This window comes from Paenibacillus sp. 3LSP (assembly GCF_032465655.1).
Classification (GTDB): domain Bacteria; phylum Bacillota; class Bacilli; order Paenibacillales; family Paenibacillaceae; genus Fontibacillus; species Fontibacillus barengoltzii.
The window spans coordinates 43,256-56,202 of the sequence record NZ_JAWDJI010000134.1 but is presented as its reverse complement, the minus strand read 5'-3'; the positions used below and the strand labels follow the sequence as shown (position 1 = coordinate 56,202).

12 protein-coding genes are annotated in these 12,947 nt (G+C 51.7%); all 12 read right to left on the bottom strand.

Translation table 11 applies throughout. The features are described 5' to 3' along the window. Positions 1-271: 271 nt before the first annotated feature. Positions 272-1,633 (bottom strand): replicative DNA helicase, encoded by a 1,362-nt coding sequence (dnaB, locus tag RW092_RS10785; protein WP_009223372.1) that lies wholly within the window; start codon positions 1,631-1,633, stop codon positions 272-274. A 1-nt stretch (position 1,634) separates the two neighbouring features. Then, positions 1,635-2,078, bottom strand: coding sequence for a 50S ribosomal protein L9 (gene rplI / locus RW092_RS10780; RefSeq protein ID WP_009223371.1), 444 nt, complete (start codon positions 2,076-2,078; stop codon positions 1,635-1,637). Further along, positions 2,075-4,057, bottom strand: coding sequence for a DHH family phosphoesterase (locus RW092_RS10775; RefSeq protein WP_028539294.1), 1,983 nt, complete (start codon positions 4,055-4,057; stop codon positions 2,075-2,077). The genes rplI and RW092_RS10775 overlap by 4 nt, the downstream gene beginning before the upstream one ends. Before the next feature lie 11 nt (positions 4,058-4,068). Next, complete coding sequence (locus tag RW092_RS10770) at positions 4,069-4,989, bottom strand: DUF2232 domain-containing protein (RefSeq protein WP_016314558.1); 921 nt, start codon at positions 4,987-4,989, stop codon at positions 4,069-4,071. Positions 4,990-4,995: 6 nt separating this feature from the next. Continuing rightward, positions 4,996-5,298 carry a MazG-like family protein gene (locus RW092_RS10765; protein ID WP_028539295.1) on the bottom strand — a complete coding sequence of 101 codons (303 nt, stop codon included), beginning with the start codon at positions 5,296-5,298 and terminating at the stop codon, positions 4,996-4,998. Between the two features lie 88 nt (positions 5,299-5,386). Continuing rightward, positions 5,387-5,812: a CBS domain-containing protein gene (locus RW092_RS10760; RefSeq protein ID WP_016314560.1), complete on the bottom strand. Its 426-nt coding sequence runs from the start codon at positions 5,810-5,812 to the stop codon at positions 5,387-5,389. A 169-nt stretch (positions 5,813-5,981) separates the two neighbouring features. Next, positions 5,982-7,070, bottom strand: coding sequence for an LCP family protein (locus RW092_RS10755; protein ID WP_028539296.1), 1,089 nt, complete (start codon positions 7,068-7,070; stop codon positions 5,982-5,984). Between the two features lie 283 nt (positions 7,071-7,353). Then, the gene (locus RW092_RS10750) at positions 7,354-8,394 is read right to left on the bottom strand and encodes an ABC transporter ATP-binding protein (protein WP_028539297.1); all 1,041 of its coding nucleotides are present in this window, start codon (positions 8,392-8,394) and stop codon (positions 7,354-7,356) included. Beyond that, the gene (locus tag RW092_RS10745; protein ID WP_016314563.1) at positions 8,391-9,419 is read right to left on the bottom strand and encodes an ABC transporter ATP-binding protein; all 1,029 of its coding nucleotides are present in this window, start codon (positions 9,417-9,419) and stop codon (positions 8,391-8,393) included. Before RW092_RS10745 ends, RW092_RS10750 begins: the two co-directional genes overlap by 4 nt. After that, positions 9,386-10,402 (bottom strand): ABC transporter permease, encoded by a 1,017-nt coding sequence (locus RW092_RS10740; protein WP_016314564.1) that lies wholly within the window; start codon positions 10,400-10,402, stop codon positions 9,386-9,388. Before RW092_RS10740 ends, RW092_RS10745 begins: the two co-directional genes overlap by 34 nt. Further along, positions 10,399-11,370, bottom strand: coding sequence for an ABC transporter permease (locus RW092_RS10735; RefSeq protein ID WP_127575746.1), 972 nt, complete (start codon positions 11,368-11,370; stop codon positions 10,399-10,401). The genes RW092_RS10740 and RW092_RS10735 overlap by 4 nt, the downstream gene beginning before the upstream one ends. A gap of 125 nt (positions 11,371-11,495) precedes the next feature. Further along, positions 11,496-12,947: an ABC transporter substrate-binding protein gene (locus tag RW092_RS10730; protein ID WP_316010193.1), complete on the bottom strand. Its 1,452-nt coding sequence runs from the start codon at positions 12,945-12,947 to the stop codon at positions 11,496-11,498.

Sequence of the window (12,947 nt, the reverse complement as noted above, 5' to 3'; positions counted from 1 at the left end):
CTTTCCGCAACTTTCATTTCCTTACAAATCTAAATTATACAGTCATTTCTTCCTGCGTACAGACAAGTCGCAGGCATATATTCCATGATATGGAATGTGTCGAAAATTGTTTGGTTTTCTGGTTTAATCCCCTAGATTGTCCCATAATTGTCCCATAGATGAGAATGGAAGGTTCGATTGTTTAACTCGAAATCTATCCCAAACACGAAAAAAAAGGACTGACGAAGATCGTCAGTCCTTGGATCAAGAGGATTCCTGTTCTCAGTTCAGCCTAACCTGCGAACGCATCCGCATGCGCCCGCTCATAATTGGCGAACTTGTTAAAGTTCTTCAAGAACACCAACTCAACGGTCCCTACTGGGCCGTTCCGTTGTTTCGCTATGATGATTTCGATAATGTTCTTCTTCTCGGTTTCTTGGTTGTAATAATCGTCCCGGTACAGGAACGCTACGATATCGGCGTCCTGCTCGATGGAACCCGATTCCCGAAGGTCAGACATCATCGGACGCTTGTCCTGCCGCTGCTCCACGCCCCGGCTTAACTGAGACAAGGCGATCACGGGCACTTCCAGCTCCCGGCCAATTTGCTTGAGGGTCCGGGAGATTTCCGAGACCTCCTGCTGCCGATTCTCGCCGGGTTTGCCCCGGCCTTGGATCAGCTGCAGGTAGTCGATCACGATCATACCCAGACCGCGTTCCTTCTTGAGCCGGCGGCATTTCGCCCGAATATCCGCCACGGTTACGCCAGGGGTATCGTCAATATAAATCTCCGCTTCCGACAAGGCCGCAATCCCCATCGTCAGCTTCGCCCAATCGTCATCGCTCTTGAAATCCCCGGTCCGCATTACGCTGGCATCGAGGTTCGCTTCGGCGCAGATCATCCGCTGCACCAACTGAGCTGCGGACATCTCCAGACTGAAGATGGCCACGGTTTCTTTCGCTCGTACGGCGACATTCTGGGCAATGTTCAAGGCAAACGCCGTTTTACCTACGGAAGGGCGCGCCGCAACGATAATCAAGTCACTGCGCTGGAAGCCCGCCGTCATGCGGTCTAAATCAACGAACCCGGAAGGAATCCCGGTGGTTGTTCCGCGGTTCTGATGCAGCGTCTCAACGCGCTCGAACACTTCCATCAGCACATCGCGAATCGGGATAAACCCGCTGCCCGAACGGCGGTTGGAGATCTCCAGAATGCGTCGCTCGGCATCGCTCAGCATGTCGGCCACATCTTCGCCGCCGGCATAACCGTCGCTGACGATTTGCGTAGCCGTGCGAATTAAGCGCCGCAGCATCGATTTCTCTTCAATGATCCGCGCGTAATAATCCACGTTGGCTGCCGTCGGTACGGCATGAGCCAGCTTGGCCAAATAACTGACGCCGCCGATCTCCTCCAGCTCACCGCGGTCCTTCAGCTTGGCAGTTAACGTCACAAGGTCAATCGGCTTGCCTTCCTCGCCGAGTTGAACCATCGCTTCAAAGATTAATTGATGAGGCTTATCGTAAAAATCCTCGGTCCGCACCCGCTCCATCGCGGTAATAAGTGCCTCCGATTGCAGCAGCACTGCCCCAAGTACCGCCTGCTCTGCTTCTAGATTTTGCGGGGGGATCCGGTCAAAAAACAGATCGCCGCTCATCTTATTCCTCCGTCACTTGAACCTTCAACGTCGACTTCACTTCGGGATGCAGCTTCACCGGCACTTGTGTTACGCCTAGCGTCCGGATCGGGTCATGCATTTCAATTTTGCGTTTATCCAGCTTCACGCCGGCTTTCTCCAGCGCTTCGGCAACCTGCTTGCTCGTAATCGCACCAAACAAGCGGCCGCCTTCTCCGGCTTTCGCTTTCAGCTGCACGGTCATCTCCTCCAGCTTCTTGCCGAGTTCGATGGCCTCTTCCTTCTCCTTCTGCTTCCGCTTCTGCTCCGCTGCTGTTTGCTGCTCCAACGTCTTCACATTCCCTTCGGTGGCCGGACGCACCAACCCCCGGGGAATCAGGAAGTTTTGCGCATACCCTTCGGAGACGTTTTTGATTTCTCCCTTTTTCCCTTGACCTTTGACATCTTGCAAGAAGATCACTTTCATTCGAACAACCCCTCTTCCTTCTCTATTTCATCCAGCACGGCGAGCAGCTTCTTCTCTGCTTCCGCCTGGGTGCCTTCCAATTGAACAGCTGCATTCGTTAAATGTCCGCCGCCGCCCAGCCGCTCCATGACCACCTGCACGTTCATGTTCCCCAGCGACCGGGCGCTGATGCCAATTAAGCCGTCTGGCCGCTCGCTGATCACAAAAGACGCCAGGACGCCGGTCATATTCAGCAGCGTATCCGCGACTTGAGCAATTAACATCTGTGGAATTTTGCGATTCGGCTCCGTCACCGCCAAAGCGATATGCCCGTGTATCATTCGGGCATGCTTGATGATATCGGCCTTGGCGATGTACTCCTGCAAATCTTCCTTCAACAATCGCTGCACCATCACCGTGTCCGCTCCATTTCGGCGGAGGAACGCTGCGGCCTCAAACGTCCGCGAGCCGGTATGAAGCGCGAAATGCTTCGTATCGACGGTGATGCCTGCGAGCAGCGTCGTCGCTTCCAGAGGGCTCAGCTCCACCTTCTCATGAATGTACTGCAGCAGCTCGGTGACGAGCTCGCAGGCTGAGGAAGCATAAGGCTCCAGGTAGACGAGCACCGCGTCGGTTACAAATTCCTCGCCGCGGCGGTGGTGGTCCACGATGACGACGCGGCTTGCTTCTTCCACAAGCCGAGGCTCCATCGTCATGGAAGCCTTATGCGTATCGACAAGTACGAGCAGCGTGTGCTCGGTCATCAAATGCATGGCTTGCTCCGGCGAAATAAACCGCCGGAGCAAGGTCTCTTCTTTGCCGATGCGCTCCATCAGGCGCTCGATCGCCGGGTTCGGGCCATCCAGTACAATGTGGGCCTCGACCTTGTACATATCGGCAGCCTTCAGCACGCCGATGGAGGCGCCGATCACGTCGAGGTCCGGCACGCGATGGCCCATGATGATGACGCGGTCGCTCTCCTGCATCAAATCGCGCAAGGCATGCGCGATGACGCGGGCGCGGACGCGCGTCCGCTTCTCTATGGCGCCGGATTTCCCGCCATAGAACGAGAGCCGCTGACCGGCCTTGACTGCGGCCTGGTCGCCCCCGCGGCCGAGCGCCATATCCAAGCTGGACTGGGCGAGTTCGCCCAGCTCACTGAAGCGCTCGGCGCCAAAAGCGAGGCCGATGCTGAGCGTAATCGGCACCTTCAGGTCCGCGGTCATTTCGCGGACCTCGTCCAGAATGACGAACCGGCTCTGCTCGAGTTCGTCCAGCGATTTCTGATTCAGAATCATCAGATATCGCTCAGAGGACAGTCGCCGCAAGTACACGCGGTACTGTTTGGCCCATTCCGTAATCGCCGTCGCCACGCGAGCGATTAAGGCGGTGCGCTGCTGGTCGTCCATGCCCTGGGTGGCCTCATCCAGATTGTCCAGCAGCACGATCCCCAGCGCAGCCCGTTCGTCTTCGTACCGTCTGCGCAGTACCGCCAGCTCCGTCATATCATGGAGATAAATGATGCGCTCGTTCGCATCGACGGTAAGCTCATAGTAACGCTCCCCGACCATGACTTCTGCCGTGGTCCGAGCGCCCGCCGCATCCTTCTTGTCTTTACTTGGCAAGGGGAGCTGCGGCAGCAGCTCGGACAACGGTTGGCCCACGACGGAATCTTTGTCGTACATGCCAGCCACGAACTGATTATGCCACTCAACTGTCCGTTCTTCGCTATACAGGATCAAACCAAACGGAAGCTTACTGACAGCCTCGCCTTCCACCCGTTTGATCCGGTAATTCAAATCGGTCACGTAGCGAATCAGCTCTTGGCGGAACTGCCGCTCCGCCCGCAGCATGCTGAAGGTCAGCACACTCACGAGACATAAGCAAACCAGTCCCAGGATCCAATTAAAGAAGGAGACGAAGATGACGAGCAGCAACTGGAGCATGAACATCCATACGGTCTGGTAACCGTACCAACGTTTTTGCAAAACATTTGGCATGCCTTCTCACCCTATCGTCTTGGTCTCGTAATCATATCCCGCAGCGGGAATGCAATGTCCAAAATCCCCACGATTCGAAGCGGCGGAATAAACAACAGCGCTACAATGAGCAGAATCGGAATCACCGGATTCCACTTGCGATGGTAGGCGGCAAAGAAGAAGAAGCTTGCCGTTTGCACCATGAAGAGAAATTGCAGCAGCGGCATCAGATTCAGCACAATCGTGCCCAAGAATCCTTGGCTTACTGCTTCTCCGCCAAACCACTGCAGCAATACGCCGATCAAATAGTACCAAATCAGCGAACGCGGCAACCGCCAATCACGGATTGGCGGCATCTTCGGCACCGCATGACCCAAGCTGGACAACGTAGGCCGGGAGATGGCATGGGCTACTGCAGCCATGAGCAGCGAGCAGACGATCATCGTAAAGGGAATCATCCGCACCGTCAAGCTGGAGAATTGCTGGCTCATCTCTGGCGACCAGACAATGGTGCCAGTCAACGAGCTGTCAGCGACATTCGTGAACGGAGCCATCGCCGCATTCACCAGGTCCTCAATCGCATTCGCCAGATTAAAGTTGAAGAAGACGGTGCTGATCAGCAGTACCAGCAAAAACTCCAGCAAAATGGTGCCGGCTCCCGCCATGACCGTGCGGAACGCCGGGCTTCTTTTCTTATATAAATAGCCCATCACGATCGAAGGAACAATAAAATAGACGGCCTGCAACAAGATCAGCGGGCCGAAGATCAATGCAACCGCCAGCCAGACCACCGCGACGTGCACAAGAAACGCTCTTGTCGACAAGGTGGTGTACAGCAAAATACCCGGCACGATCAGAAAAAACATCGTGATCACGGTCAGCGGAGTTGCAAGTGACAACAGAAGCAGCAAATATACGGCGCTCCAGGCCACTGATGTCCAGCGTAACTTCAAATGGGTTCACCTCTTAGACATATGTTCTTCCAGGGTAGAAATATCTTGATACCAATCCTCGAGCTGGTGACCCTCCTGCTTATGTTTTCTCAGTTTCTCCAAGATACTGTCATCCATATCCCGATAGGAAACACCGAGTCTCCGCCCCAAAATATAACTGCTGACGATAAGGCTGGCAAGACTGTCCGTTACCCGTGTCGTGCTGCCTTCCCATAATGCCTTAAACAAACGGGATACGTGATCGACTACTTCCGTTTTGAGCCATTCAATCACTTTGGCACGCTTGGCTACATCCATTTCCCTTTGCATCTCGGACAGCTTCGACCCTCCCCGAAAAAAGCTTTATTCTTCATTATAGCATATAGCAAACGCGACAAAAGACGCAAACCTTTAGGATTTATTGGGTTTGTGCCGTATTTCGGGTCACGAACTTCTCGCAATATTCGATGATCTGACTACGCCGCACGATCCCAATAAACCGGCACCGGTCATCGACAACCGGCACGAAGTTCTGCACCTTCGCCAGATTAATCAAATCCTCCATATCGGCATCGATTCGTACCGGCTTGATGTCCATCTTCAGCGGCACGTCCTTCAGGAGAAATTTTGAAGCGGTCTCAAAAGTAATCTTGCCGCTCGAATTTTTCATGTGCCATAATAAATCGCCTTCCGTGACCGTACCGACATACACCCCATCGTGATCGATGATCGGCACGGCCGTATAACGGTGATACTCCATACGCTCCAGCGTCTGGCGTAACGTGGACTCCAACGTCATGGTGACCACGTCATTTTTCGGAAGCAGAAAAAACGCTATATTCATGAGAACGAAATCCTCCTCATCCTTTCATTCAGACTCCCCTATTTGATACGTTTCGAAACCGAAGTTGTTCCAGAACCGGCGGCATGAAAGCGGCAGCCGGTACTCCGGACTGCCGTTGTCTGAAATCAGGGTATATTCACATTATAATCTAAGGTATGATGCCCCACGATCACTCATTCTTGCTCGTATTTGCCGCCGTTCCCTGCGCGCCGTTTTGCCCCGCATCTGTCTTCTCTGCATCACGGGATTCCGGAAGGATCAATTCAAACGCCTCCGTATCCGGGTTCAGCCAATTGTCGATCATCTCTTTGGCGAAATCAACATCCTCTTCATTCGCTTTATCATAATAAACCCCATTGATCCGAATGCCTTTGCCTAAAATCGTAAAGCCGCTAATTTGCGGAGAAGTATCTCCCAACAAGACCTTCTTGGACAATTCGATGATTTGGCTTGGCGGCAAGTCGGTCTTAAAATTATCCCCCATCAGGTTGATTAATTCAGGGATTTTTGTCACTTGGTTCAGCTTTAACATCCGGTTCACCATGGCGTTCAGGAACACCTGATGTCGTTTTGTCCGGTTAAAATCACTGTCTTCCCGATAACGGACGAAGTTGAGCGCCTCCGTACCGTCGTACAACGGTTTATTTGCCTTAATCGTAAACTTCTCATGATCCGCTTGTTTATTGACAATATCCTTCGTAATCGGCAGCTCTACACCGCCCAACGCGTCCACGATGTCACGCACCCCTTGGAAGTTCACGGCTGCATAGTAATCCACCGGATAGCCGATGAAGTTCTCCACCGTATCCTTGGCCATCTTCTCCCCGCCAAACGCATACGCATGATTAATCTTATCTTCCTTACCCTTGCCGACGATCTCGGTATACGTGTCGCGCGGGATGGAGATCAGCAACACCTTGGCATCCTCCGGACGCACCACCGCATAGATCATCGTATCGGAGCGAGCTGGCTCGTTATTCCGTTGATCCACACCTAACAGCAGAGTGCTGAATGGCTTCATCTTCTCTTCCACCGGCTCCACCGGACGGGGCTCTTCCCCTTCAATTGGCGAATACGAGCGTTCCAACGTCTGCTCAACTTTGCCTGACAGGAACAAGTCAAAGGCCATCACGGCAAGCGGCTTGCGGAACAAATATCCCCCGGCCCCCGCCACCAACAGAACTATGAGTACAATCCACGCGATTTTCTTGCGTTTATTCTTCGATTTCATCTTCTTTCTGCTACGACGTTCGATCATGGTTTTTTACGCCTCCATCGCCATTCTGGTTGATTTCCTTCTCTATCTGCCATATCACTACGTTTTTACTCATCCTTGCTTAACTTATCTATCATTTTTCAAAACAACTCTACCGCTTTGTACTATAACACATCGAGGAAATCGGGTACAACAATGCGGGATATGTAGATGCTGGTCTACTAACCAATGAAGCTTGGACGAAAAAAGAAGGGAGGCCCGCTCCTACCGGAGATCGGACCTCTACCGTCATGAACCAGCCTGTTTTTTGCGAGAAGGCGTCTGTTTAAGCCAACACGGTCTCCGGTTGCAACGGGAAGTGGCAGGCCACTTGGCGTCCGGGAGCTGCCTCAATCAATGGCGGTTCCACCTTGGCACATTGCTCCTGGGCAAACGGACAGCGGGTGTGGAAGCGGCATCCGGAAGGCGGATTTGCGGGAGAAGGAACATCCCCCTGTAGCACGATCCGTTCCCGCTTCCGACCTGGCGTCGGCTTTGGAATGGCCGACAATAAAGCGGCTGTATATGGATGCAGCGGAGAATTGAATAACGTCTCCGTTTCTCCGACCTCTACCAGCTTACCCAAATACATGACGCCGACCCGATCGGAGATATGCCGAACGACGTTAAGGCCATGGGCAATGAAGAGGAACGTCAATCCGAGCTCACGTTGCAGCTTCATCAACAGGTTAATGACCTGTGATTGCACGGACACGTCCAGTGCCGATACCGCCTCATCCGCGACGATAAACTTCGGATTCAGAGCTATTGCCCGGGCAATACCAATCCGTTGCCGCTGACCGCCGGAAAATTCGTGCGGATAGCGATTGCGCCGGCTGGCATCCAGCCCTACCAATTCCATGAGCTCCACGACTCTAGCATCTATTTCCTTGGAAGATAGGTTGCGATGAACGCGTAAAGGTTCGCCGATGATGTCTTTTACTAGAAAACGAGGATTTAGGGAACCGAACGGATCCTGGAAAATAATCTGCATCTCTTCCCGAAGCTTCCGCAGCTCTTGCCCCCGTAAAGAATGAATGTCCCGCCCCTGGTAGATGACTTCTCCTTCCGTAGCTCCTTGCAAGCGAAGAATGACACGTCCCAGCGTTGACTTGCCGCAGCCGGATTCTCCGACGAGCCCGAAGGTCTCCCCTTTTCGAATCGCTAAGGATACGTCATCTACCGCTTTCACTTGACCAACGACCCGGCTGAGCAAGCCTTTATGAATCGGGAAATACTTCTTAATCCCGCGGATATCTACCAGAATCTCATCGGACTTCAAACCGCTCGGTCGCTTTACTTCTACATTCGCCGTTTCTGTCGTCATGCGGGTTTCACCTCATCTCTGCTGCTGTGGTCATCGCTTTTGCTTACCGGCTTATCCTCATAGAGCCAGCAGGAAGCACGATGATCTGCTCCGATCATAAACTCCGGTGGTTCCTTCTGCCGGCAAACCTCCTTCGCATGCGGGCAGCGGGGGTGGAACCGGCAGCCGGAAGGCAATTGACCGATTGGCGGGATTGTCCCCTGGATCGTGTACAGTTCTCCTCCCCGTTCCCCTTCAAATCCAGGGATCGATTGGAGCAGCCCTGTGGTGTATGGATGACTGGGTTGATTGAAGATATCTTCCACTGGACCTTCTTCAACGATCGCCCCCGCATACATAACAGCGACCCGATCTGCCATTTCCGCAGCTACGCCCATATCATGGGTAATCAGCAGAATGGACATGCCGAGCTCGGCCTGCAGCTTCCGCAGCAAATCAAGGATTTGCGCCTGTACCGTCACGTCCAGCGCGGTCGTAGGTTCGTCAGCAATCAACAGCTCCGGGTTGCAGGCTAAGGCAATGGCAATGACGACCCGTTGGCACATGCCGCCCGACAATTCATGGGGATATTGCTTGGCGCGAATTTCCGGCGCAGGGATGCCTACGAGCTTCAACAGGTTAACAGCCATATTCCAAGCCTCATCCGCATCCTTATTCTGATGCAACCGCAAGCTTTCGGCAATCTGTTCCCCTACCGTAAATACCGGGTTTAACGCCGACATGGGATCCTGAAAGATCATCGCAATTTGGTTGCCACGGATCTGCCGCATCTCTTCCTGTTTCTTGGTGGCTAAATCCTGACCGCGAAACTTAATGCTGCCATCCATGATCACTCCGCCGGCATAATCAATCAGCCGCATGATGGCGAGTGAGGTCACGCTCTTTCCGCTCCCCGATTCACCAACTAAGCAAACCGTCTGTCCCTTTTCTATGGATAACGAGATCCGGTCGGTCGCTTTCACAACCCCATTTTCCGTTAAGAAGCCCGCCGTCAGTTTCCGGATTTCGAGAAGTTTCTCCGCCATTTTGCCAGCCTCCTCCGGGATTTATTCAGATTCTGTCTTGGATCCAGCGCATCGCGGATGCCGTCCCCGATGAAGTTCACCGCCAGAACGACGATCAAGATGCATAAGCCGGGATAAACTGCCTGCATTTTATCAACGAGCATAAATTCTTGTGCATTACTTAACATCAATCCCCAGCTTGTTGCCGGTGGTTGGATGCCTAAACCAAGGTAAGACAAAGCCGATTCGCTCAAAATCGCCGAACCAACCATCAAGGTTGCATTCACAATAATCGGAAACGTAGAGTTCCGTAATAAATGACGGAAAATAATGCCTGTATTCGATACCCCGATGGCACGCGCAGCTTCAACGTATTGCATTTCCCGCAATTGAAGGAAATTCCCGCGCACCAACCGTGCAATACTCATCCAGCTGGTAAAGGCCAAAATCATAATCATATATTTCATATCCGACCCAAAAATCGCCAGTACCAAAATGTTAAGGAACAACGTAGGTACCGAGTTCATCACATCGACGATCCGCATGAAGACCGTATCGACCCATCCGCCGAAATAACCGGATAACGCACCGATAATCGAACCGATGATGACCGAAGCTACGGCGACGGAAAAACCAATTAATAAGGAAATTCTTGCACTATACAGCAGTCTTGTGAACACGTCACGTCCTAATTCATCCGTGCCTAACAGGTGCCCATCGGTCCCTGCTGGGAGATTCGGGAACATCAGATCGATCTTGGCCGGATCATACTTGGTAAGCCAAGGGGCAAAAATCGCAGCCAGAATAAAAATCAGTAACACGACTAACCCTGTCATTGCATAGGGATTATGCGAGAATTTTCTCCATAATAGGCCCCAAGGACCCAGCGGCTTCTTGGCTGGAAGTGCAGCTACCGCATTCTGGGGATCCGATGCATGACTTGGTTCAGGAGTTGGCACGTCGGGAGATGTTCCCGGCGATATCGTTACCTTGAGATCACTCATGCAGCTTTCGTCCCCTTTCCACCCAATTTAACCCGTGGATCTACAATGGCATATAAAATATCCGCGAGTAAGCTACCAAGGATAACCATAACCGAAGTAACGATCGTAATCGCCATCAGAACAGAATACTCCCGTGCCGTAGCCATCTCGACATAGAGGCGCCCCATCCCCGGCCAGTTAAACACGTTTTCCGTGAGGGCAGCGCCGCCGACAAGCAGCGGTAAATCCAGTCCTAAAATGGTGATGATCGGAATAAGCGCATTCCGTAAGGCGTGTCGGAACACAACCTTTCTTTCCTTAACACCCTTTGCCCGAGCCGTGCGGATGTAGTCCATTTCAAGGACCTCCAACATACTTGCACGGGCATACTTAATATAAGAAGCAAGGAATCCTAACGATAATACCGTGATGGGAAGCACTAGATGCAGTAATAGGTCAAGCAGGCTGTCTTCCTTCCCCCTGGAGTGCATGTCCGATAGGGGAAGCCAATCGAGGCCTAGTGAGAACCACTGTTGCAAAAGTATACCGAACCAGAAGGTTGGCATCGCAAATCCGATATAAGAAATAAAGGATGCCGTTTGATCAGATAATCCATATTCTTTTGTACTGTTATAAATGCCCCAAGGGAGCGCAATAATCAAGGTTAACAACCAAGCGGAGCCCATTAAAACGAACGTATTCCCGATACGAGGCCACAATAAATCCCCAACTGGCAAATGGTTTTTGAACGTATATCCTAAGTCACCTTGCAGCAAGTCCCCAACCCACCGTAGATATTGAATAGGTAAGGGCTTATCCAGACCGAGGTTTTGCTTCTGCTGCTCGAATGCTTCCGGCGATAAACCCGGAGCAAGGAAGACTTGCGTTGGTCCCCCCGGAGCGGCATGGATCAGCAAAAACGTCACGACGGTGATCAAGAAAATGACCAAGACCGATTGCAGCAAGCGACGGATCAGATATTCTGTCATCTTTTATCCTCCTAAACATAGTTAGGTATAGAACCACAGGATAAAAATAGAGCTTGAAAGGGAGAAGGAGAAAGAGAATACTCCCTTTCCCCCTCCTGCGGTTCTATTTCCTGTATCCGCTCTTCTTATTCCGTTACCCACCAGTTGATCAGATGGAAGTAGTATCCGTAGCCCAACGATGGTTCTGGACGGTCTTCTTCTTTCCAATGAACTCTTGGACCCGTACCGATGGCGTTACCATATTGATAAAGGAAGACATATGGCAAGTCTGTAGAGATTTCCTTCGCCAGTTCCTTATAGATCGCTTGACGTTCCGTTTGATCAACTGTGGAGTATCCGTCTACCCACAATTGGTCGAGCTTTTCGTTCTTATACCAACCGGTGTTTTGACCTGCCGGTGGGAAGTATTTCGAAGAATAAATGCTTTCTGCATCCGGATCCGGGTTGTTCAGAGACCATGCCAACAAAATGGCTTGATACTTACCTGGGTTGACGTTCTGATCGATCCATGCGGCAAAGTCGATGCCTTTAGGCGTAACTTCGATACCAACATCTTTCAAGTTTTGCTGGATAATCGCAGCCACTTGTTCACGGCGGCTGTTACCGGCGTTATATTGCAGTTCGAAGGAGAAGCGGTGACCGTCTTTCTCAAGGATCTCGTCTTTGCCAGGAACCCAACCGTCTTCTGCCAGCAATTGTTTTGCTTTCTCCGTATCATAGTTATAGTTGACAGCAGCATCCTTCGGATCCGCCCAAGTGTCCGGCAGGAACGGAGCGTTCATCAGCGCACCGACACCTTTCAAGACATTGTCAACCATCCCTTGACGGTTAATTGCGTATGCAATCGCCTGTCTTGTCTTTTGACTTTGGAACAAACCGTAGTTGTCCGGGAAGTTCTTCGGATCGAAGTTAAACCCGACGTATTCATAAGTCGGACCCGGTTTTTGGATGACGTTAATATCCTTATTCGATTTAACAGCTTCAACCTGCGTCACCGGAATGGCGCTGATATGGTCTGCATCACCTTTCAACAAGGCTTGAACTTGGGTGTTTTGGTCGGCATAAATTTTATAGATGACTTGATGAATATGCGGCTTCTGCGTACCCCAGTAGTTTGGATCGAGATCCAACGTGTGGCTTTCGCCTTGTTTCCATTCTGTCCACTTCCATGGCCCGTTCGTTACGGTTTTCGATGGATCTGTACCATATGGATGTTGTTGAAGCTCCTTCACAGGAACATCCTTCAACACATGGTAAGGGACCAAATCGGTAACCAGCGTATATAAGAACGGAGCGTAAACGGATTGCAACTTAATGTTGACGGTCAAATCATCCACTTTTGTAACGCTCTCTACCTTATCGAAGGAGCTGATCGCTGGGGAACCCGTTTCTGGGTTACGAATCGTATCAAATGTAAATACGATGTCGTCGGCCGTTACCGGCTGCCCGTCACTCCATTTTGCGGTATCTTTCAGCTTCACGGTATAAGTTAAACCGTCCTCAGAAATTTGTGGAGGCTCGGCTGCCAAAGACCAAGGCTCGACAACTACATTTCCTTCACGGTCTAGATCGTACAA